The organism is Bacillus cereus group sp. BfR-BA-01310 (assembly GCF_022664325.1).
GTDB classification, from domain to species: Bacteria; Bacillota; Bacilli; order Bacillales; family Bacillaceae_G; genus Bacillus_A; species Bacillus_A paramycoides.
Map to the genome: position 1 here is coordinate 129,605 of NZ_JAKUHD010000003.1, position 21,130 is coordinate 150,734.

The following is a 21,130-nucleotide window of genomic DNA, read 5'->3' on the forward strand; positions in this document are numbered from 1 at the left end:
TTATCTAATACTTTGTTGTAATTTGTCAAGTTTCATCAGATTTTCACATTTTAAGAGTAACAATTTCCTTAAAAATATTGAATTATAAAGGAGAATCGTATAATATAGGCGTTGATAATGATTTATCTACATCTTTGTAGTATAGAATTTGCAAAAATTGCCTACAAATGAAAGTAAGACTCATTTTATGATCATTATACAGTCTTATCTTTGGGAGGAGGTGAATGGCATGAACAAGACAGATTTAATCAATGCTGTTGCAGAAGCAAGTTCCCTTTCTAAAAAGGACGCAACAAAAGCAGTGGACGCTGTTTTTGATTCTATCTTAGAAGCTTTAAAACAAGGTGATAAAGTACAACTAATCGGATTCGGTAACTTCGAAGTTCGTGAGCGTGCGGCTCGTAAAGGTCGTAACCCACAAACAGGTGAGGAGATTGAAATCGCTGCAAGTAAAGTACCTGCATTCAAACCTGGTAAAGCGTTAAAAGATGCGGTTAAATAATCCTTACATATTAACAGGGAAGAAGAGTTTCCTTTTTGGAAACTCTTCTTTTTGCTTTTAAAAACATAAATATGCTAGAATGTGTTCGTATCACTTTTAGGTTTTTCGGGAGGGCTAGCGGATGGCAAAAGTTAATTTAGAGCAAATTGAACATGCAGTACGTCTTATTTTAGAGGCAATCGGAGATGACCCAAATCGTGAAGGAGTACTTGATACACCGAAACGTGTTGCGAAAATGTACGCAGAAGTATTCTCGGGCATGCATGAGGATCCAAAAGAGCATTTACATAAAGTGTTCGGAGAAGATCACGAAGAGCTTGTACTAGTAAAAGATATACCATTTTATTCGATGTGTGAGCATCATCTTGTTCCGTTCTATGGAGTTGCTCACGTTGCATATATTCCGCAAGGTGGAAAAGTAACGGGGCTAAGTAAATTAGCTCGTACTGTAGACACAATTGCACGTCGTCCACAATTACAGGAACGTATTACATCAACAGTAGCGAATTCTATTATGGAAGTATTAGAGCCGCATGGTGTAATGGTAATCGTAGAAGCAGAGCATATGTGCATGACAATGCGTGGTGTGAAAAAACCTGGTGCGAAAACAGTGACAACAGCAGTACGTGGCGTGTTAGAAAAAGATGCAGCAGCACGCAATGAGATTTTATCGTTTATTAAGACGAAGTAAAGAAAAGCGGGAAACTGCTTTTCTTTTTTTTTTATGTAAATAAATGATATAGTTTTAGTATGAAAGAGAAAGAATATAAAGGTTACGTGTTACATCCTCCTTTTCTGAAAATGAATGTTTGTAGTTGTTAGAGAAGAAGATAACTCGTATGAATGAAAGCTGTTACTTAATTCGGTGGCAGTTTGGCAGAAGTAGCCAAGTTTTGATTATAGAAAATAGAATGTATGTGTTATAATAAGTTTTATGAATTAGAAAACAAGGGTGATTTTTTGTGTGTGACATCTACGGAGGGTATGCGGATATTAAAGAGAATTTGATGGAGAAATTACGCCATCCTTATTTTATAAACTATATTGAAGAACCATTTATTGATGAAGAAAAAATAGCGCTGTTATATGGCGCATTAAAGAGCGCAAATTTACATAAAGAACAAATTGATCATTATGTAGTAACGATTATGCTTGTACAAATTGCTCTTGATACACATGAAAAAGTATCAAATAAAGCAAATGAAGAGACGAGTGGTTTCCATAAGCGTCGTCAATTGACAGTTCTTGCGGGTGATTATTATAGTGGGCTATACTATTACTTATTGTCAATGAATTGTGATATTGTCTTAATTCGTGCACTTGCTGAAGGAATTAAGGAGATTAATGAACATAAAATTATGTTATATCAAAAAGCACATGTGACGATTGAAGACATAATGGAAAGTATAGTAATGATTGAATCTGCACTTTTGCAAAAAACATGTGATCATTTTCATTTATCCAATTGGAAACCATATATAACTTATGCGTTAGGAAAAAATCGTCTTCAAAAAGAGTGTCAATTGTATGCTGATGAACAAAATTCACCTGTTTTTCAAGCAGTTCAAGCAATCTCATTGGATGATGATAAAAATGTAAAAAAAGTTATTAATGAATGGCTTATGGAAATGAGAAAGCAGGAAAATAATTTTTTAGAAAATCATACAGAAATTAGTGAGATAATTTCTACGTTAAGAGATAAATCAAGAACATAAGCAATTTTACATTGGAAGAAGGTACGAGCATGCAACAATCAAAAGAAGAAAGAGTACATGACGTATTTGAAAAAATTTCTGATAAATACGATGTTATGAATTCTGTAATTAGTTTTCAAAGGCATAAGGCATGGCGCAAAGAGACAATGCGAATTATGGATGTAAAACCTGGGAGTAAAGCACTCGATGTGTGCTGCGGGACGGCAGATTGGACAATTGCGCTAGCGGGAGCTGTAGGAGAAAATGGAAAGGTTTACGGTTTAGACTTTAGCGAAAATATGCTAGCTGTCGGTAAACAAAAAGTAGAAGCTTTAGAGTTAAAGCAAGTAGAACTTATGCATGGAAATGCAATGGAGCTTCCTTTTGAAGATAATACGTTTGATTATGTAACGATTGGCTTTGGTTTACGTAATGTTCCGGATTACATGCAAGTATTGAAAGAAATGACGCGTGTAGTAAAGCCTGGTGGAAAAGTAATTTGTTTAGAAACATCTCAACCAACAATGATAGGTTTTCGTCAAGGGTATATCTTATACTTTAAATATATCATGCCGTTATTTGGAAAGATGTTTGCAAAAAGTTATAAAGAATATTCATGGCTTCAGGAATCTGCTAGTACTTTCCCAGGAATGAAAGAGCTAGCGAATATGTTTGAAAAAGCTGGGCTGGAACATGTGCAAGTGAAACCATTTACTTTTGGTGTAGCAGCTATGCATTTAGGTTTTAAACCAGAATCAAAATAGAAAAAAGACGTTTTAGGTTAAGGTGAACAATATGAAGTTACAACTTATGTACTCTTTTTTACGATCGGATATTAATGTAATAGAAAAAGAATTGAAGAAGACGGTTGCATCCGAGCAACCGTTAGTAGAAGAAGCTGCATTACAGCTTATCGAAGCTGGTGGGAAGCGAATTCGCCCTGTTTTTGTTTTGCTGGCTGGAAAATTTGGTGATTATAAGCTAGATGCAATTAAGCATGTGGCAGTTGCATTAGAACTTATTCATATGGCTTCTCTTGTTCACGATGATGTTATTGATGCCGCGTTTTTACGACGCGGTAGTGCAACAGTGAATGCGAAATGGGGAGATCGTATTGCAATGTATACAGGAGACTACTTGTTTGCGAAGTCTCTTGAATGTATAACGAACATAGAAATTCCAGAGGCACATCAGGCGCTGTCTCATACAATTTTAGAAGTTTGTAAAGGCGAAATTGAACAAATTAAAGATAAATATAACTATGATCAAAATTTAAGAACGTATTTAAGAAGGATAAAACGAAAAACAGCATTGTTAATTGCCGCAAGTTGTCAGTTGGGAGCGATTGCTGCTGGTGCCAATCGTGATACAGTAAATCGTCTATTTTGGTATGGATATTTTGTTGGTATGTCTTATCAAATTATTGATGATATTTTAGATTTCGTATCGACAGAAGAGAAGCTTGGAAAGCCTGCTGGTGGCGATTTATTGCAAGGGAATATTACATTACCTGCTTTATATGCCATGGAAGATCCGGTGCTTCGTGCGAAAATTACATCTGTGCACGAAAATACAACATCAATTGAGATGAAAGAAATTATTGATGATATTAAAGCGAGCGAAGCTATTGATAAAGCATTTTCGTTTAGTGAACGTTATTTACATAAAGCATTAGAAATAATAAAACCACTCCCGCGTGGGCAGGCAAAGTATGCATTACAAAATGTTGCAAAGTATATTGGAAAACGAAAATTTTAGTGTTTTTTCTAAAAAATAAAATAATCTCTCTATTTCAAAACTATTGCACAATTGTGATAAGGGTGTTAATATGTGTGTGGGGATATACAATTACATACATAATTCAGAAGTGGAGAGATTTTTTATGGAAAAAACATTTCTAATGGTAAAACCAGACGGTGTACAACGTGCCTTCATTGGGGAAATTGTAGCTCGTTTTGAGAAAAAGGGCTTTCAATTGGCTGGTGCAAAATTAATGCAAGTCACTCCGGAAATTGCTGGACAACACTACGGTGAGCATAAAGAAAAGCCTTTCTTTGGTGAATTAGTAGACTTTATTACATCTGGACCTGTATTCGCAATGGTATGGCAAGGTGAAGGTGTAGTAGATACAGCTCGCAATATGATGGGTAAAACAAGACCACATGAAGCTGCTCCTGGAACAATTCGTGGAGATTTCGGTGTAACTGTTGCGAAAAACATTATCCACGGTTCTGATTCTTTAGAAAGTGCAGAGCGCGAGATTGCTATTTTCTTTAAGGAAGAAGAATTAGTAGACTACTCAAAATTAATGAATCAATGGATTTACTAATTATTTTAAAATAATTTGTAAACGCTTTAATAACTGTGATAATAGTAAAAAGTGCAAGAAGAATAGGGGTATTCTTCTTGCACTTTTTTTATTTTGATTTGTTACGAAGCTAGAGCTGTTATGATATATTGGTATGTAAAGTAAAAGGTTTACCGTTATGAAAATGATAGAATGATTACAAGTAGGATAAAGCAAGTAGTTGATTTTCTATATAATTTCAATGTTTTCTTATAGAATGATGAAAGGCACAATTGCTACTTTATGTAGCGGGATAAATACATATACGAAAAGAGGAATAACGTATGCGATATATTACAGCTGGTGAATCCCACGGTCCACAACTTACGACAATTGTAGAAGGTGTTCCGGCAGGGTTATCTTTAGTAGCGAATGATATAAATGAAGAATTAGCTAGAAGGCAAAAAGGATACGGACGCGGTAGACGCATGCAAATTGAAAAAGACCAAGTGCAAATCGTAAGCGGTGTTAGGCATGGGAAGTCGATGGGCTCTCCGATTGCGCTCGTTGTTGAAAATCGTGATTTCACCCATTGGACAAAGGTTATGGGTGCAGAACCGTTAACTGAACAAGAAGAGAAAGAAATGAAAAGACAAGTTACGAAGCCGAGACCTGGACATGCTGATTTAAATGGTGCGATTAAATATGGTCATAGAGACATGAGAAATGTATTGGAACGTTCCTCTGCACGTGAAACGACAGTTCGTGTTGCAGCTGGTGCAGTAGCGAAAAAAATATTAGCAGAGTTAGGAATACAAGTTGCAGGACATGTTGTCGAAATTGGTGGTGTGCAGGCAGAAAATATTACATATAACTCTATTGCGGAATTACAAAGTATTACAGAGGCATCTCCTGTACGTTGTTTAGATGAAGAAGCAGGTAAAAAGATGATGCAAGCAATTGATGATGCAAAGGCAAATGGTGATTCTATCGGTGGCATTGTTGAAGTAGTTGTAGAAGGAATGCCAATTGGGGTAGGTAGCTATGTACATTATGATAGAAAATTAGATGCGAAATTAGCAGCGGCAATTATGAGTATTAATGCTTTTAAAGGTGTTGAAGTTGGAATTGGTTTTGAAGCAGCGCATAGACCTGGAAGTGAAGTGCATGATGAAATTCTTTGGGATGAAGTGCAAGGATACAGAAGAAGAACGAACAATGCGGGTGGATTAGAAGGTGGTATGACAACTGGTATGCCGGTTGTTGTGCGCGGTGTGATGAAACCGATACCGACATTATATAAACCTCTTCAAAGTGTCGATATTGACACGAAAGAATCTTTCACAGCGAGTATTGAGCGCTCAGATAGTTGTGCTGTTCCAGCAGCTAGCGTTGTTGCAGAGGCGGTTGTGGCCTGGGAGTTAGCGACAGCCTTAATTGAACAATTTGGATCAGATCGTATGGATCTTATACGTGAAAATATTGAGAAACATAATGAATATGCGAGGGGATTTTAATGGAGAACATACATATTCAAACGAAGTCAAAAGAATATGATGTACATGTTGGAAAAGAGGCGTTGTCACATATAACAACGCTTATTCAAAATATGAAACCGGCTGTATCTAATATAATGATTATTTCCGATGAAGCTGTTGCATCATTACATTTAGAGACAGTTGTGGATGCCTTGCAAGTAGAGCAAAAAGTGTTTTCGTTCGTTGTTCCGAGTGGTGAAAAAGAGAAGTCTTTTGAGAACTTTTATGCAGCACATACGTCTGCTCTTGAAAACAAATTAGATCGAAACTCTTTAATCATTGCACTTGGAGGCGGAATGATAGGAGATTTAGCTGGCTTTGTTGCTGCATCATTCATGCGTGGCATTCGCTTTGTACAAGTTCCGACGACTTTATTAGCTCACGATAGTGCAGTAGGCGGGAAAGTGGCAATTAATCATCCGCTAGGAAAAAATATGATAGGAGCGTTTCATCAGCCAGAAGCGGTTGTATATCATACACCATTTTTACATTCACTTCCTGAAAAAGAGTGGCGCTCAGGTTATGCAGAAGTGATAAAGCATGCTCTTATTGGTGATGTAGAGTTGTATCATTGGTTAAAAGAAGAAGTGCAGACACTAGCTGACCTTCGTGATGAAAAGTTAATTCACATATTAACGAAGGCGATTTCTGTGAAAGCGAATATTGTGGCGCAAGACGAAACAGAAAAAGGTGTACGTGCTCATTTGAATTTTGGGCATACGTTAGGACATGCTCTTGAAAAAGAGTTGGGATATGGAAATATTACTCACGGTGACGGAGTAGCGATTGGAATGTTATTTGCTTTATTTTTAAGTGAGCAAGTGTATAAAGTTGATCTTACTTATGAAGAAATGAAGAAATGGTTCTTGAAATACGGCTATCCAAAAATGCAAAGCGATTTAAATGTAGAGCGTCTCGTTCAATTGATGAAACAAGATAAAAAAGCAAATGCTGGAACAATTCATATGGTGCTTATGCAGGAATACGGGGTAGTGAATGTCGTATCTATTTCAGATGAGACTGTTCATATTGCGTTAGAGGCATTTCAAAAAGATATGGCCTAAAAGATTATTGCATAGGTATGAAATGCTTATTTAAAGGTATTCTCGTAATGATGACGGTTATGATAAAAGATTACAGTAAGGAACTATAAACCACATTGTAATCCGATTGAATAAAATGACTGGGGGAATAGAAATGAGAGTAAAAGAGCAATTGTTAACTTTGAGAGCATATGTACCTGGGAAAAATATTGAAGAAGTAAAAAGAGAATATGGATTATCAAAAATTGTGAAGTTAGCATCGAATGAAAATCCATTTGGCTGTTCAGCACGTGTGACAGAAGCGTTAACTTCGTTAGCGAATCAATATGCTCTCTATCCAGACGGAGCAGCTTTTGAGCTTCGTGAAAAAGTAGCAGAGCATTTAGGTGTAAAAGCGGAACAACTTTTATTTGGTAGTGGGCTAGATGAAGTCATTCAAATGATTAGTCGTGCTTTGCTACATAATGGAACGAATGTTGTAATGGCGAATCCTACGTTCTCACAATATCATCACCATGCTGTTATTGAAGGAGCGGAAGTTCGTGAAGTACCACTTGCAGATGGCATTCACGATTTAGATGCAATGTTACAGCAAGTAGATGAGAAAACAAAGATTGTATGGATTTGTAACCCGAATAACCCGACAGGTACATATGTAGAAAAACAAAAATTACTTTCATTTTTAGAATCAGTTCCAAAGTCAGTGCTCGTTATTATGGATGAAGCATATTATGAATATGCGGGGGCAGAAGATTATCCGCAAACATTGCCTCTTCTTGAAAAGTATGAAAATCTTATGGTGCTGCGCACATTCTCAAAAGCGTATGGTTTAGCTGCTTTTCGTATCGGATATGCGATTGGTGATGCAAAGCTTATAGGACAGTTAGAGGTAGCGAGGCTACCGTTTAACACATCAACTATCGCACAAGCGGTAGCGGTAGCTGCAATAGAGGATCAACAATTTTTACAAGAGTGCGTAAAGAAAAATACCGAAGGGTTAAATCAATATTATGCATTTTGTAAGGAATATAACGTATTCTATTATCCATCTCAAACGAATTTTATTTTCTTGAAACTCGGTATACCTGGTAATGAAGCTTTTGAACGATTAATGAAAAAAGGATATATCGTTCGTTCTGGTGCAGCATTTGGTATACATGATGGTATTCGTATTACTGTTGGGCTTAAAGAAGAAAATGATGAAATTATTGAATTGCTTACGGAACTTGTAAAAGAACAAGTGAAGAAAGAGGAAACGTATTCTTAATAAATAGTGAAGGCTCCTATTACAGGAGTCTTTTTTATTTGAACTGTAATAAGGGGAGTTGTTTGCACGTTCCAGAAAGAAAACGTTACAATAGAGGTAGACGTATAAGAAGAACTGCTATACATATAAGTTATTTAAAATGTGAGGAGGATACAGTTTGAAACTAGTAGGACGAAAAAATAGTTTGAATGGAGAAATTGTTGTTCCAGGAGATAAATCTATTTCACACCGTGCTGTTATGTTTGGGGCAATAGCGGAAGGAACGACAAGAGTATCTAATTTTTTATTAGGAGAAGATTGTTTAAGTACAATTGCATGTTTTCAAAAACTAGGTGTTAAGATTGAACAGAGTGGTAACGATGTCACGATTTATGGTAAAGGGTTAGAAAATTTACAAGAACCAAAAGAAGTATTAGATGTAGGGAATTCAGGTACGACTATTCGTCTTATGCTTGGTATTTTATCTAATACGCCGTTCCATAGTACTATAATTGGTGATGAATCAATTGGAAAACGTCCTATGAAACGTGTTACAGACCCGCTTAGCAAGATGCATGCTCAAATTGATGGTAGAGAAAATGGACAGTATACCCCTTTATCTATTCGTGGCGGAAGAGTGAAAGGTATACACTATCATGCACCGGTAGCAAGTGCACAAGTGAAATCAGCAGTTTTACTTGCAGGTTTGCAAGGAGAAGGTGTAACTACAGTAACAGAGCCTATGCAGTCTCGTGATCATACTGAAAGAATGTTACGTGCATTCGGTTGTACAGTAGAGGTTAATGAACGGACCGTATCATTACAAGGTGGACAACAACTTAAAGGGACAGAAATAAAAGTCCCAGGAGATATTTCTTCCGCAGCATTTTTCTTAGTAGCTGGTGCAATTGTCCAAAATAGTAAGCTTGTATTGAAAAATGTCGGATTAAATCCAACGAGAACAGGGATTTTAGATGTTTTAACAAAGATGGGTGCACGTATTTCTATCGATAATATTAGAAATGAAGAGTTTGAACCATGTGGGGATATTACGATTGAAACATCGAAGCTAAAAGGAATAGAAATTGGCGGATCTCTTATTCCGAGATTAATTGATGAAATTCCCGTAATCGCTTTATTAGCGACGCAGGCTGAAGGAATTACTGTTATTAAAGATGCTGAAGAGTTAAAAGTGAAAGAAACAAATCGTATCGATACAGTTGTAGATGAACTAGGGAAATTAGGTGCGAAAATTGAAGCTACGCCAGATGGTATGATTATATATGGTAAGCAAGATTTAAAAGGAAATACTGTTAATAGTCACGGCGATCATCGTATAGGGATGATGCTTGCAATCGCGTCCTGTATTGTAAATGGAGAAGTTAAAATAGAAAATAGTGATGCGGTCGCTGTATCTTATCCGAACTTTTTTGAACAATTGGCTGCGCTATAAGAGAAAATGCATGAAGAAGCATACTCATTCTAAAGGTTGCGTTCTTACACCTAGTTGCTTATGATAAATGAACAGAAGAGAATATTTTTTAGAGTTAAAGGAGACGTTTATGCAAAAGTTTGAACAAGCTGTTTCGTATATTGAAAATGGTGAAGCAGAAAAAGGATTACAATTATTAAAAGAACAACTACAAGTTGCTAATGATGAAGAGAAGTATGATATCGCTCGTTACTATCATACACTTGGGTTTATGGATGAGGCGTTAGCAATTATTGAAGATTTACGCTTGTTATATCCAGAAGAAAGTGAATTTACGTTATTTTTAGCAGAGTTATATATTGATTTAGATAAAGAAGATGAAGCTATTGAAGTGCTTCATGATATTCCAGAAAATGATGATCTATATGTTCAATCGCTATTACTTGTTGCGGATTTATTCCAAATGCAAGGTTTTGATGATGTAGCAGAACATAAGCTATTAAAAGCGAAAGAAATAATGCCAGACGAGCCTGTTATTACGTTTGGGTTAGCAGAATTGTATAGTAGTAAAGGAGAAGAGCAAAAGGCAATCACTTATTATGAGTCGTTACTAGCAGAACATAAAGTAATGGGTGGTGTTGTTATTGCACTTCGTCTAGCAGAAACTTTAAGTGCTATTGGGAACTGGGAAGAGGCAATCTCATATTATGAAGCAGGGTTAGAGGAGCAAAAAGATATTCACTCATTATTTGGATATGCCTTCACATTATATCAAGGGGAAGAATATCAAAGAGCAATTGGTGCTTGGCAAGAATTAAAAGAAGTAGACCCTGAGTACGCATCGTTATACATGTATTTAGCGAAAAGCTATGAAAAAGAAGGTATGCTTCAAGAAAGCTATGAAACACTTCACGAAGGAATTAAAGTAGATGAGCTTTCTGTTCCTTTCTATGTAGAATTAGCAAATATTGCAGCGAAATTAGGGAAAATAGCGGAGGCAGAAGAAGTGCTTCAAAAAGCGCTTGAGCTAGATCCGGGACATTTAGGTGCGACATTAAAATATGCGTATATTTTAAAAGAACAAGAGAAATATGAAGAGCTAATTGCAGTTGTAGAGCGAACTATTGATAGCGGAGAGCCTGATACACAGCTACTTTGGGATCTTGCATTTGCAAAAAAACAATTAGAAATGTATTCTGATGCATTAAAACACTATGAAAGTGCATATACTTCTTTTAAGAATCATCCAGATTTCTTGGAAGAGTACGGTTATTTCTTGTTAGAAGAAGGAATGCGAAAAGAGGCGAAAGAAGTATTTACTCAGTTAATACAACTAGACCCGACACAAATTCATATTGAAGAATTGTTATATAATTTAGAGGATTTTTCATAAGTTGGAAGGAAACTGAATGCCGCTTCTTGAATCTAAAAAGAAAAGAGAAAGACAGAGGAGGGACTTAAGCGCTATGAATACCCCTGTTTCTGTAAACGAGAAGAAGGATTTTGTCAAATGGTTTTTGAATAATTACCAACTGAAACAGCGTGAATGTGTATGGATTTTGAATTATCTAATGAGTCACGATCAATTAATGCATAAAGTCCACTTCGTAGAACATGCAAAATTTTGTCCACGTGGCTTAGTAATGTCAGCAAATTGTGTGAAAGATACACCGTTTCACTTTTTTAAACAAAATGTAATGACAACAGATGCAGAAAAGTCGTTTCATGATATTCGTTTGAATCGAGATGAGGATATTTATATTCAACTTAATTTTAAATCGTCGTTCCAAAATGCAAATTATGTAGCTGTGTTAGAAGAAAATCCATATTTGCCAAAGCATATTGAAGTGAATGAAAAAGATCGTTTACTTGCAGAGCGATTTTTAGAAGAAAGTGTATTCTCATTTAGAAGAGAGCGTCTTTTGAAACAAATTGATGAAGCACTGGATAAGCAAGATAAGGAAGCATTTCACAAGTTAACAGCGGAGTTAAAAACTTTATAGAATTTATTTGGATTATACAATTTTTACAAATTTCAGATTCTTTTAAGAAAAACTACCTATTATTAGGTAGTTTTTCTTTTTTTACCTCTTTTAGTATGGTTTAATATATATAAAGTGAAAGTTCTGTTATTTTAAGTGGAGGAGGGGAGAAAAGTGAAATGGATTGTAAAAGATGTGGAACAGTTTGAGCAAGCAAGGGAGTATGTAGATACAGGGATTATACCACTTGTGTCAATTTCGGCAGCAAAAGAAATGAAAATGGTTGTAGAACAAGGTGAGTTTATTGAGGCTTTGAGTATGGAGTTGGAAAGGGAATATAAAGGAAGAGTTCTTTTACTACCCGCATTTACGTATTTAGTAGAAAGCCAAAAGAATGAAAAAGACCGTTTGCAAGAATGGACAGACCATTTGCAAAGGCAAGGTTTTAAGCATATTGCCTATGTGACAAGTGATTTTTCATGGAAAGAAGATATGCAAGAGTTACAAGGGGATTTATTTTGGTTTCCCTCATTGGCGTTAGAACAATTTAGTGATCAAGCGAAGAGAGAAGTCATTCACGCTCATATAAAAAATATAATGGTAATGTTAGAAGAAAAATGGGGAAAGTAATAATAAACAGAAAGTTCTTATTATTATGAGTAGTATGATATTGACCTGTGCATGAGGGTATTATATCATGATAGTGTCCTAGTTTTTATTTTTTATATTATTTTTCACGAGGGGACAATTTCTGATAGAGGGGGGAAATTTTCGTGAGCGAGAAAGAACATCGTGTGTCAAGAAGACAGTTTTTAAATTACACACTTACAGGGGTAGGAGGCTTTATGGCAGCGGGTATTTTAATGCCGATGACGCGATTTGCGCTTGATCCGGTGTTAAGAAAAGAAGCAGGAACGGAGATGGTTGTTGTTGCACAAGTAAAGGATATTACAACAGAGCCGAAGCGTTTCGACTTTAAGGTGAAGCAGGTTGATGGTTGGTACAAGTCTGAAGAACCAAAATCAGCTTGGGTTCATAAAGATGAAAGCGGAGACATTGTTGCGTTCTCTCCAGTATGTAAACATTTAGGATGTACAGTTAACTGGAATTCGGACAAAGCACATCCGAATCAATTCTTTTGCCCGTGTCACGGGGGCCGTTATACAAAAGATGGGATTAACATTAAAGGCACACCGCCCCTTGCTCCGCTTGATGTGTACGAGTCTAAAGTGAAAGATGGAACGCTGTATTTAGGAAAAGCGAAGCCAAGAGGGGGTGGAAAGTAGATGCTAAATAAAATTTATGATTGGGTAGATGAACGATTAGATATTACACCAATATGGCGCGATATCGCTGATCATGAAGTACCTGAACATGTAAACCCGGCACATCACTTTTCTGCATTCGTCTATTGCTTTGGAGGACTTACCTTTTTCGTTACTGTAATTCAAATTTTATCTGGAATGTTTTTGACGATGTATTATGTGCCGGATATTAAAAATGCTTGGGAATCGGTTTACTATTTACAAAATGAAGTTGCTTACGGGCAAATTGTTCGTGGTATGCACCACTGGGGTGCGAGTCTCGTAATTGTAATGATGTTTTTACATACACTCAGAGTTTTCTTCCAAGGTGCGTATAAAAAGCCTCGTGAGTTAAACTGGATTGTTGGTGTTCTTATTTTCTTTGTTATGTTAGGTCTTGGCTTTACCGGATATTTATTACCGTGGGATATGAAAGCGTTATTTGCTACGAAAGTAGGGATTCAAATTGCAGAGCAAACGCCGCTCATTGGTCCTTATATTAAAACATTACTCGCTGGTCATTCCGAAATTGTTGGCGCTCAAACATTAACTCGCTTCTTTGCTATTCACGTCTTCTTCTTACCAGCAGCACTTCTAGGTTTAATGGCCTTCCACTTCATCATGATTCGCAAACAAGGTATTTCCGGTCCGCTATAAGAGATTGCTAAATTAAAGGGGAAAGAACTAAAGGAGGGAGATTATGCATCGCGGCAAAGGGATGAAGTTTGTAGGAGATTCTCGGGTACCAGTAGCTCGGAAACCAAATATTCCAAAAGACTATTCTGAATACCCAGGAAAAACAGAAGCATTTTGGCCGAATTTCTTGTTAAAAGAATGGATGGTTGGTGCAGTTTTTTTAATCGGTTATTTATGTTTAACAGTGGCACATCCGTCACCGCTTGAGAGAATGGCGGATCCAACAGATGCAGGATATATACCACTTCCAGATTGGTATTTCTTATTCTTGTATCAGTTATTAAAGTATTCTTATGCTTCAGGTTCATTTACTGTAATTGGAGCATTTATTATGCCAGGGATTGCGTTTGGAGCATTACTGTTAGCTCCATTTCTTGATCGAGGTCCAGAAAGACGCCCATTGAAGCGTCCTGTAGCAACTGGATTTATGCTTTTAGCAATTGCATCGATTATCTTTTTAACTTGGGAATCTGTAGCACACCACGACTGGGAAGCTGCTAAAAAACAAGGTGCAATTGTAAAAACAACACAAGTTGATAAAAATGATGACGGCTACAAATTAATGCAAAAAAATACTTGTTTAACATGTCATGGTGACAATTTACAAGGTGGTGCAGCAGCACCAGCTCTACAAAACTTAACTTTAAAACCAGAAGAAATCGCTAAAATTGCGAAAGATGGTAAAGGCGCAATGCCTAAAGGTGTATTTAAAGGAACGGATGAAGAGGTGAAAAAGCTTTCGGAATTCGTTGCAAAATATAATAAAAAATAATAGAAAAGCTGACTGCAAATTTTGTAGTCAGCTTTTCTATTTAGTTAGAGGAAGTTTGTTATAATAGAGTAGGATTTAGTGAATGAATTACTTTGCTTGAAAGGTGTTGGACATACAGATTGGTTTACGTGTATGCAATGTTAAGACAGCGCTCAGTGTTATTATTTTTATTGATTGTTAACATATTAGGCACAATTTACGGGTTTATATGGTATGGAAATCAATTAAAAGAAACGTCTCTAATATTTTGGCCGTTTGTGCCAGATAGCCCGATGGCAAGTCTCTTTTTTGTATTTGTTTTAATTGCCTTTTTGAAAAATAAAAACTGGGGATTAATAGAGGCGTTGGCGATTGTTTCTTTAATAAAATATGGCATATGGGCTGTTGTTGTAAATGGAATTATGATTTATGTAAAAGGTCCTATTGGTATTATGGGCTACATGTTAATGCTTTCTCATTTTGCAATGGCTGTGCAGGGAGTACTATACGCTCCGTTTTATCGGATAAAAAAATGGCATTTCGTTGTAGCTGGGATATGGACGTTACATAATGATGCAATCGATTATTTATTTTGGCAAATGCCGAGATATGGAATTATGCATTTGTTTGTAGAGGAGATAGGCTATTTTACGTTTTGGTTAAGTATTGCTGTACTATGTATTACATATTATTATTGCTTACGTGAGCATCGAAAACAGTTTTCTTTATGATGTTAAAATCTAGGGGGAAAAAATGAAGGAAAATAAGATTGGTATAAAAATATTGGATCGGATGATCACTTTAGTTGTTTCATATAGCATAGCATTTTCTATTTTCGCTCTCGCGACAATGGCAGTGGTATATGGAAAGTGGCTATATTATTTTGAAATTGATTTTTTAAACATTCCAGATTTAGCGGATATGACAAAGGATGAAATTAAGAGAAACTATGATGTGCTTATTACATATTTATCTCCGTTTTATGAAGGGGCATTACAATTGCCGACATTAGATATGTCTACAAATGGACGAATTCATTTTGTAGATGTTAAAAACATTTTAGTGAAGATTCAATATATAATGTATGGAACGATTGTAATTGCTGTATTAGGAGGAGCGTATTTATTAAAAAAGAAAAAAGAAAAGTTTTTACTTCACGGATCGATTCTTACAATTATTTTTCCGATAGCTCTTACGTTACCAATTGCCATTAATTTTGAAAAGAGTTTCGTATTATTTCATAAGCTTTTATTTAGCAATGATTATTGGATGTTTGATATTGAAACAGATCCGATTATTTTAATGCTACCAGAAGAATTCTTTATGCATGCTGCATGTGCTATTTTAATATTCATTTTATGTGGTAGTATACTTTTTTATGGTATATATAAATATTTAGTGAGAAAGAAAAAGGTTTCAAAGGAAAAATTCTCTGTGTAAAGAGAATTTTTTTTGTTTCCATAGAGATAATATATTTTTCGGTTTTGTTCTGTTCTATTCTTGTCCAACTCTACATATTTTGTACTAGTAGTTATAGGGGGGACCGGGATGAAGAGAACATTAATTGGACTGATAGCATTTCTAATTTTAATGTTTCCAGTACGGATATATGCTGAGGAGTGGAGTGAACTAACTGGATTGTTAGATGATTCTTTGCAGTTAGTTAAGCGGAATGAAGATGAAAAAGCAATACAAGTATTGAAACGTTTTTCGGAACAGTTTGTATTAAAGGGAAATGAAAAAAGTAAACCAATAAACCCAGATCAATTTAGAGTGATCTCCTTAGCGTATGACAAGGCGATTCAATCTCTCTCGGAGGAAAATGTTGTAGGAAAGCAGACCAAAGTTGATAATATGTTAGCACTACAACTCGCTGTTGATGCACATGTATCGAAATATCAGCCGCTTTGGATGGAAAGAGAAAGAAAGATAATGGATGCTTTTTCTCAAGTGGAAAAAGCGATGAAAAAAGAGGATGATGGACAGTTCCAACAGACGCTAAATACATTTTTAAATGAATTTAATATTATTTATCCGAGTTTAATGATTGCCCTGCCAGAAAACGAAGCGCAGCGGGTAAACGCGCATTTATCTTATTTGGATGAATTTCGTAACGTTATGTTAAAAACGAAAGGTGGACAAATGCAACTAGGAATTATTAAAGGTGATTTGCAAAAAATATTTCATACAGTAAAAAAAGATGAGATTGCTCCCTCTCTCATTTGGTTTATGACAATTACTGGGGGACTTATTCTATTTACTTTAACGTATGTGGGATGGAGAAAATATAAAGGGGAAAGAGAGAAGCGGAAAAGTAACTTGCATTCTAAAAATAGATAATGCGTATAAATAAAGATGCGGATTGTAAGGTTTATTTATTGACAATGATGGAAGAAAAAAATAGAATGAGAAGTACTATAATTAAAACTTCAATGGAGGTTTATGATGTTTTATTTAATTTACTTCGCGATCATTTTGATCATACCGTTGTATGCACAGTCAAAAGTACGTAGTGCCTATAGCAAGTATTCACAAGTTTATTCAACATCAGGTATGACAGGAGCGGAAGTGGCTCGGAAAATTTTAGATGAAAATGGATTGTATAATGTAGCTGTAGAAGAAACGCCAGGTCATTTATCAGATCATTACGATCCAACTGCAAAGACAGTTCGATTATCAACAGATAACTATTATGGACATTCAGTTGCTGGTACAGCAGTAGCAGCACACGAAGTAGGACACGCAATTCAAGATGCGAAAGATTATAACTTCATGCGTGTACGCCATTCGTTAGTGCCAGTTGCTAATTTTGGTTCAAATATGTCTTGGATTTTCGTCCTAATCGGTGTATTTGCACAAATGTCTGGTTTATTGTTACTAGGAATTATTTTAATGGCAGCAGGTGTGATTTTCCAACTTGTTACATTACCAGTTGAGTTTGATGCATCAAAACGCGCAATGCAACAAATTGAAGCACTAGGTATCGTATCGACAGATGAATACGGTCAAGCTCGTAAAGTATTAAATGCGGCAGCATTAACATATGTAGCGGCAGCTGCTGTGGCAGTATTTGAATTATTACGTCTCGTATTAATTTATACTGGTATGCAGCGTAGCGACGATTAAAGACTATCAATTTTGATAGTCTTTTTTTGTTTTGTGGATTGAATCTTATAATACGCTATAAATGGAAATAATAGAGATAATGAGAGGTCTAGAACTAGTAATAATAAATATAAGTGTGTAGTGGTGAAAGAAGGTGACAGAAATAATATATCCAGATCATTTAGTAAAACAAGTGAAGGAGCGTAGCGTTTCGTATCAATTAGAAGGTTTTTTAAGTGGACAAGGCCCTGAAAACCCGAAATTAATGATTGTTGGAGAAGCACCTGGTGAAACAGAAATTTATAATGGCATACCGTTTAGCGGAAAAGCCGGAAAACATTTAATGGAGTTTTTAGAACGTATTCACATCAAAAGGGAAGAAGTGTACATTACGAGTGCGGTTCGAAGTAGACCGTTTAAGTGGCGCGAGAAAAGAGAGCGAAATGGCGAATTAATACAGAAAAAGTATAATAGAACACCGAATCAAGGCGAAATACTTGCACACGCTCCGTTGTTAGATTTTGAATTGGCACATATGGATCCGCCAGTTATCGTTACACTTGGTAATGTTGCGTTAAAACGTTTAGCCGGAAAGAATAAAAAGATTACGGATATTCATGGGCAACTATTAAAGCAGCCGATTCAAAAACTAAAAGATATAGATCATGCAGGGTTTATATGGACTGAAAAAGAATATAAAATTTTTCCTACCTTTCATCCGGCTTCAATTTTTTATAATCGTAGTTTATTGGAGTTAATTTATGAGGATTTAGAGAAGCTGAAGCAATATATAGCAATAAAAAACTAGAAAAGCCATGTGGCTTTTCTAGTTATGTTTAATTATGTAACGGGTTTTTATTTTCATCTAATGTAAATCCTTCGCCGACGACATCGTGTACATCGCTTACAGCAACAAACGCGTGAGGGTCTACAGAAGTAATGATATTTTTTAATTTCACGATTTCATTTTTAGCTACAACACAATATAGTACATTTCGTTCAACTTTTGTATAGGATCCAACAGCTTTTAAAAAGGTTGCTCCGCGCTCCATTTCTGATAAAATTTTTGCAGCAATTTCATCGTTCTTATCAGAAATAATAGTTGCTCCTTTTGCTGCATAGGCTCCTTCTTGCATAAAATCAATGACCTTAGCCCCGATGAAAACAGCAACTAACGTATACATACCTTCACGGTATGATAAATATGTAAGAATAGAGACGACAATAACGACTGCATCAAACATAAACATCGTTTTTCCCATACTCCAGCCAACATATTTGTGAGCTAGCCTTGCGATAATATCAACACCGCCAGTAGTCCCGCCGTATTTAAATATAATTCCAAGGCCGATACCGATAAATGCCCCGGCGAATAAAGCAGCAAGTGTCATATCATTTTGCAAGTTTAAATGTAAGTTGAGTACTTCGTAGCGCTGGAAAATCCATAGGAATAAAGACACGCTAAATGTACCTATTAATGTGTAGAAAAACGTCGTTCGTCCGAGCAACTTCCAACCGATGAAAAATATAGGGATATTTAAAATCAAGTTTGTATAAGAAGGGTCAAGCGAAAATAGAAAATATAATAATAGCGTAATGCCGGTAAATCCACCCTCTGCTAGGTGATTTTCAATATTGATATTCACAATACCGAAAGAAAAAATAGCGGAACCGATTAAAATGAAAATGATATTTCGAATCTTTAAGTTTGCTGTCATATAGAAATCCCCCTAATTATGTATGGATTTGCATTGCTCCGCTTAAACGGTAAAACATAATAAGTTATTTCTAGCTGCTAGTAAAAATAGTAAACGGCGTAAGAGGCCGATTGGTTCGGGCTAATCTTTTGCGAAAAAGCACGCAAAAGAAGTTTCACTTTATTATAGTCTATCCAAAAAAGGGTCGTAAATAGTGATATGAGAGAATAATATTTGTCAAATCGCGATGAATTGGCTAACATGAAAGAGGAAGGATTAGAGGTGAATAGTATGGAAACAAAAACGATGAAAGATATGCAGAAAGAAGTAGATGCATATATTGGTCAATTTAAAGAAGGTTATTTTAGTCCGCTTGCAATGGTGGCCCGTTTAACTGAAGAAATGGGAGAGCTTGCAAGAGAGGTTAATCATTATTATGGTGAGAAACCAAAGAAAACGACTGAGAAAGAACGAAGTATTGAAGAAGAGCTTGGAGATGTATTATTTGTTATGATTTGTATGGCAAATAGTTTAAATATTGATTTAGAAACAGCGCATAACATTGTAATGGATAAATTTAATACACGTGATAAAGATCGCTGGACACGTATTGATGAGGGAGAGAAAGAAGCATGAAAGAAATTAAAGTAATTATCGCCGGACCAAGAGGACGTATGGGACATGAAGCAGTCCTTCTTATGGAAAGAACGGAACATTTCAATTTAGTAGCAGCAATTGACTATAAACATGGCGGAGAGAAAATCTCTGATTTGCCTGGAATGCCTGCGTTAGATGCACCGATTTACGCAGATTTACATACTTGTTTAGATGAAGTGGAAGCAGATGTGTTGTTAGATTTAACAACGCCAGAAGTTGGGAAACAACACGTTACACTTGCAGTTGAGCGTGGACTACGTTCTGTTATTGGTACGACAGGATTTACAGAAGAAGAGCTTAAACATTTAACGGAAACTGCAAAAGAAAAAGAAGTAGGAACGATAATTGCTCCAAACTTTGCGATTGGTGCAGTACTTATGATGAAATTCTCTCAAATGGCAGCGAAGTACTTCCAAGATGTGGAAGTGATTGAGTTACATCACGATCAAAAGTTAGATGCACCATCTGGTACTGCTGTAAAAACAGTAGAATTAATTCGTCAAAACCGCGAGCCAAAGCAGCAAGGTCATCCAAATGAAATCGAACAACTAGAAGGTGCACGTGGTGCAAATGTGGATGGTATTCATATTCATAGCGTACGTTTACCAGGACTTATTGCGCATCAAGAAGTGTTATTTGGCGGAGATGGACAAATGTTAACAGTTCGTCATGATTCATTCAATCGTGCATCATTTATGTCAGGGGTAAAACTATCAATTGAAACAGTAATGAACCTTGATCATCTTGTGTACGGTTTAGAAAATATTATCGACTAAAGGGGAGACAACGGATGAAAATTGCCTTAATCGCACATGACCAAAAGAAAAATGATATGGTTTCGTTTGCATACGCATATAAACCAATTTTCGAGCAACATGAACTTTTTGCAACAGGAACGACAGGACTTCGAATTATGGAGGCAACTGGTTTAGTTGTAACAAGATATCAATCTGGTCCTCTTGGTGGCGATCAAGAAATTGGTGCAATGATTGCAAAAAATGATATGGATATGGTGATTTTTTTCCGGGATCCACTAACAGCGCAGCCACATGAACCGGATGTCAATGCGTTACTTCGTTTATGCGATGTATATGCCATTCCACTAGCAACCAATATGGCAAGTGCTGAAATGCTAATGCATGCATTAGAGCGGGGAGATTTAGATTACCGAAAGTTAAGAAAATGAGGGGAACAAT

General features: G+C 36.1%; 25 protein-coding genes. 24 read left to right on the forward strand and 1 reads right to left on the reverse strand.

Annotation, left to right across the window (positions count from 1 at the left end; all coding sequences use genetic code 11):
* Positions 1-229 precede the first annotated feature (229 nt).
* The 21 genes from MR109_RS08700 (at position 230) to MR109_RS08800 (ending at position 18,388) form a co-directional block, all read left to right on the forward strand.
* On the forward strand, positions 230-502 hold the full coding sequence (locus MR109_RS08700; RefSeq protein ID WP_001043860.1) for an HU family DNA-binding protein: 273 nt from the start codon (positions 230-232) through the stop codon (positions 500-502).
* Between the two features lie 121 nt (positions 503-623).
* Positions 624-1,193 (forward strand): GTP cyclohydrolase I FolE, encoded by a 570-nt coding sequence (folE, locus tag MR109_RS08705; protein WP_002171157.1) that lies wholly within the window; start codon positions 624-626, stop codon positions 1,191-1,193.
* A gap of 271 nt (positions 1,194-1,464) precedes the next feature.
* Positions 1,465-2,217: a heptaprenyl diphosphate synthase component 1 gene (locus tag MR109_RS08710; RefSeq protein WP_242271776.1), complete on the forward strand. Its 753-nt coding sequence runs from the start codon at positions 1,465-1,467 to the stop codon at positions 2,215-2,217.
* 29 nt (positions 2,218-2,246) lie between these two features.
* Positions 2,247-2,960: a 2-heptaprenyl-1,4-naphthoquinone methyltransferase gene (menG, locus tag MR109_RS08715; RefSeq protein ID WP_025147233.1), complete on the forward strand. Its 714-nt coding sequence runs from the start codon at positions 2,247-2,249 to the stop codon at positions 2,958-2,960.
* A 31-nt stretch (positions 2,961-2,991) separates the two neighbouring features.
* Complete coding sequence (gene hepT, locus MR109_RS08720; protein ID WP_025147232.1) at positions 2,992-3,954, forward strand: heptaprenyl diphosphate synthase component II; 963 nt, start codon at positions 2,992-2,994, stop codon at positions 3,952-3,954.
* A gap of 124 nt (positions 3,955-4,078) precedes the next feature.
* Complete coding sequence (gene ndk, locus MR109_RS08725; protein WP_242271778.1) at positions 4,079-4,525, forward strand: nucleoside-diphosphate kinase; 447 nt, start codon at positions 4,079-4,081, stop codon at positions 4,523-4,525.
* 302 nt (positions 4,526-4,827) lie between these two features.
* The gene (aroC, locus tag MR109_RS08730; RefSeq protein ID WP_002171162.1) at positions 4,828-6,000 is read left to right on the forward strand and encodes a chorismate synthase; all 1,173 of its coding nucleotides are present in this window, start codon (positions 4,828-4,830) and stop codon (positions 5,998-6,000) included.
* Positions 6,000-7,085, forward strand: a complete 1,086-nt coding sequence (gene aroB / locus MR109_RS08735; RefSeq protein ID WP_242271780.1) for a 3-dehydroquinate synthase — start codon at positions 6,000-6,002, stop codon at positions 7,083-7,085. The genes aroC and aroB overlap by 1 nt, the downstream gene beginning before the upstream one ends.
* 133 nt (positions 7,086-7,218) lie before the next feature.
* Entirely contained in the window at positions 7,219-8,331 is a 1,113-nt protein-coding gene (hisC, locus tag MR109_RS08740) for a histidinol-phosphate transaminase (protein WP_002171164.1), read from the forward strand.
* 157 nt (positions 8,332-8,488) lie between these two features.
* A complete protein-coding gene (gene aroA / locus MR109_RS08745) occupies positions 8,489-9,763 on the forward strand; it encodes a 3-phosphoshikimate 1-carboxyvinyltransferase (RefSeq protein WP_098789173.1) in 1,275 nt (424 codons plus the stop codon).
* 109 nt (positions 9,764-9,872) lie between these two features.
* A complete protein-coding gene (locus MR109_RS08750; protein WP_002171166.1) occupies positions 9,873-11,135 on the forward strand; it encodes a tetratricopeptide repeat protein in 1,263 nt (420 codons plus the stop codon).
* A 73-nt stretch (positions 11,136-11,208) separates the two neighbouring features.
* Positions 11,209-11,745 (forward strand): ReoY family proteolytic degradation factor, encoded by a 537-nt coding sequence (locus tag MR109_RS08755; protein ID WP_025147225.1) that lies wholly within the window; start codon positions 11,209-11,211, stop codon positions 11,743-11,745.
* 153 nt (positions 11,746-11,898) lie between these two features.
* A complete protein-coding gene (locus MR109_RS08760; RefSeq protein ID WP_002171168.1) occupies positions 11,899-12,354 on the forward strand; it encodes a YpiF family protein in 456 nt (151 codons plus the stop codon).
* Positions 12,355-12,497: 143 nt separating this feature from the next.
* Complete coding sequence (qcrA, locus tag MR109_RS08765) at positions 12,498-13,010, forward strand: menaquinol-cytochrome c reductase iron-sulfur subunit (protein ID WP_242271782.1); 513 nt, start codon at positions 12,498-12,500, stop codon at positions 13,008-13,010.
* Positions 13,011-13,685 carry a menaquinol-cytochrome c reductase cytochrome b subunit gene (qcrB, locus tag MR109_RS08770; protein WP_000932700.1) on the forward strand — a complete coding sequence of 225 codons (675 nt, stop codon included), beginning with the start codon at positions 13,011-13,013 and terminating at the stop codon, positions 13,683-13,685.
* A 43-nt stretch (positions 13,686-13,728) separates the two neighbouring features.
* On the forward strand, positions 13,729-14,496 hold the full coding sequence (gene qcrC, locus MR109_RS08775) for a menaquinol-cytochrome c reductase cytochrome b/c subunit (protein WP_002171170.1): 768 nt from the start codon (positions 13,729-13,731) through the stop codon (positions 14,494-14,496).
* A gap of 119 nt (positions 14,497-14,615) precedes the next feature.
* Positions 14,616-15,206, forward strand: coding sequence for a lipoprotein heptaprenylglyceryl N-acetyltransferase LhaT (gene lhaT, locus MR109_RS08780; protein ID WP_116500496.1), 591 nt, complete (start codon positions 14,616-14,618; stop codon positions 15,204-15,206).
* A 22-nt stretch (positions 15,207-15,228) separates the two neighbouring features.
* Positions 15,229-15,915 carry a lipoprotein intramolecular transacylase Lit gene (lit, locus tag MR109_RS08785; RefSeq protein ID WP_071721149.1) on the forward strand — a complete coding sequence of 229 codons (687 nt, stop codon included), beginning with the start codon at positions 15,229-15,231 and terminating at the stop codon, positions 15,913-15,915.
* Between the two features lie 108 nt (positions 15,916-16,023).
* Positions 16,024-16,815 (forward strand): sporulation protein YpjB, encoded by a 792-nt coding sequence (gene ypjB / locus MR109_RS08790; protein ID WP_242271784.1) that lies wholly within the window; start codon positions 16,024-16,026, stop codon positions 16,813-16,815.
* Between the two features lie 105 nt (positions 16,816-16,920).
* Complete coding sequence (locus tag MR109_RS08795) at positions 16,921-17,601, forward strand: zinc metallopeptidase (RefSeq protein ID WP_002171174.1); 681 nt, start codon at positions 16,921-16,923, stop codon at positions 17,599-17,601.
* A 133-nt stretch (positions 17,602-17,734) separates the two neighbouring features.
* Entirely contained in the window at positions 17,735-18,388 is a 654-nt protein-coding gene (locus tag MR109_RS08800) for a uracil-DNA glycosylase (RefSeq protein ID WP_242271785.1), read from the forward strand.
* 28 nt (positions 18,389-18,416) lie between these two features.
* Here MR109_RS08800 and MR109_RS08805 read toward each other — a convergent pair whose 3' ends face one another.
* Positions 18,417-19,298, reverse strand: coding sequence for a YitT family protein (locus MR109_RS08805; protein ID WP_071721145.1), 882 nt, complete (start codon positions 19,296-19,298; stop codon positions 18,417-18,419).
* 270 nt (positions 19,299-19,568) lie between these two features.
* Here MR109_RS08805 and MR109_RS08810 point away from each other — a divergent pair, with 270 nt between their 5' ends.
* From MR109_RS08810 to MR109_RS08820, 3 genes are read left to right on the forward strand one after another with little or no spacing between them, the layout of a single operon-like run.
* Positions 19,569-19,913 (forward strand): nucleotide pyrophosphohydrolase, encoded by a 345-nt coding sequence (locus tag MR109_RS08810; RefSeq protein WP_050447062.1) that lies wholly within the window; start codon positions 19,569-19,571, stop codon positions 19,911-19,913.
* Positions 19,910-20,710 (forward strand): dihydrodipicolinate reductase, encoded by an 801-nt coding sequence (gene dapB / locus MR109_RS08815; RefSeq protein WP_002171178.1) that lies wholly within the window; start codon positions 19,910-19,912, stop codon positions 20,708-20,710. The genes MR109_RS08810 and dapB overlap by 4 nt, the downstream gene beginning before the upstream one ends.
* Positions 20,711-20,724: 14 nt before the next feature.
* Positions 20,725-21,120: a methylglyoxal synthase gene (locus MR109_RS08820; RefSeq protein WP_002171179.1), complete on the forward strand. Its 396-nt coding sequence runs from the start codon at positions 20,725-20,727 to the stop codon at positions 21,118-21,120.
* Positions 21,121-21,130 lie beyond the last annotated feature (10 nt).

Excerpts from the sequence above, each read along its gene's own strand:
- MR109_RS08700 (WP_001043860.1), top strand. The coding sequence starts at position 230 with ATGAACAAGACAGATTTAATCAATGCTGTTGCAGAAGCAAGTTCCCTT.
- folE (WP_002171157.1), top strand. The coding sequence starts at position 624 with ATGGCAAAAGTTAATTTAGAGCAAATTGAACATGCAGTACGTCTTATT.
- menG (WP_025147233.1), top strand. The coding sequence starts at position 2,247 with ATGCAACAATCAAAAGAAGAAAGAGTACATGACGTATTTGAAAAAATT.
- hepT (WP_025147232.1), top strand. The coding sequence starts at position 2,992 with ATGAAGTTACAACTTATGTACTCTTTTTTACGATCGGATATTAATGTA.
- ndk (WP_242271778.1), top strand. The coding sequence starts at position 4,079 with ATGGAAAAAACATTTCTAATGGTAAAACCAGACGGTGTACAACGTGCC.
- aroC (WP_002171162.1), top strand. The coding sequence starts at position 4,828 with ATGCGATATATTACAGCTGGTGAATCCCACGGTCCACAACTTACGACA.
- aroB (WP_242271780.1), top strand. The coding sequence starts at position 6,000 with ATGGAGAACATACATATTCAAACGAAGTCAAAAGAATATGATGTACAT.
- hisC (WP_002171164.1), top strand. The coding sequence starts at position 7,219 with ATGAGAGTAAAAGAGCAATTGTTAACTTTGAGAGCATATGTACCTGGG.
- MR109_RS08750 (WP_002171166.1), top strand. The coding sequence starts at position 9,873 with ATGCAAAAGTTTGAACAAGCTGTTTCGTATATTGAAAATGGTGAAGCA.
- MR109_RS08755 (WP_025147225.1), top strand. The coding sequence starts at position 11,209 with ATGAATACCCCTGTTTCTGTAAACGAGAAGAAGGATTTTGTCAAATGG.
- qcrB (WP_000932700.1), top strand. The coding sequence starts at position 13,011 with ATGCTAAATAAAATTTATGATTGGGTAGATGAACGATTAGATATTACA.
- qcrC (WP_002171170.1), top strand. The coding sequence starts at position 13,729 with ATGCATCGCGGCAAAGGGATGAAGTTTGTAGGAGATTCTCGGGTACCA.
- lit (WP_071721149.1), top strand. The coding sequence starts at position 15,229 with ATGAAGGAAAATAAGATTGGTATAAAAATATTGGATCGGATGATCACT.
- ypjB (WP_242271784.1), top strand. The coding sequence starts at position 16,024 with ATGAAGAGAACATTAATTGGACTGATAGCATTTCTAATTTTAATGTTT.
- MR109_RS08795 (WP_002171174.1), top strand. The coding sequence starts at position 16,921 with ATGTTTTATTTAATTTACTTCGCGATCATTTTGATCATACCGTTGTAT.
- MR109_RS08805 (WP_071721145.1), bottom strand. The coding sequence starts at position 19,298 with ATGACAGCAAACTTAAAGATTCGAAATATCATTTTCATTTTAATCGGT.
- MR109_RS08810 (WP_050447062.1), top strand. The coding sequence starts at position 19,569 with ATGGAAACAAAAACGATGAAAGATATGCAGAAAGAAGTAGATGCATAT.
- dapB (WP_002171178.1), top strand. The coding sequence starts at position 19,910 with ATGAAAGAAATTAAAGTAATTATCGCCGGACCAAGAGGACGTATGGGA.
- MR109_RS08820 (WP_002171179.1), top strand. The coding sequence starts at position 20,725 with ATGAAAATTGCCTTAATCGCACATGACCAAAAGAAAAATGATATGGTT.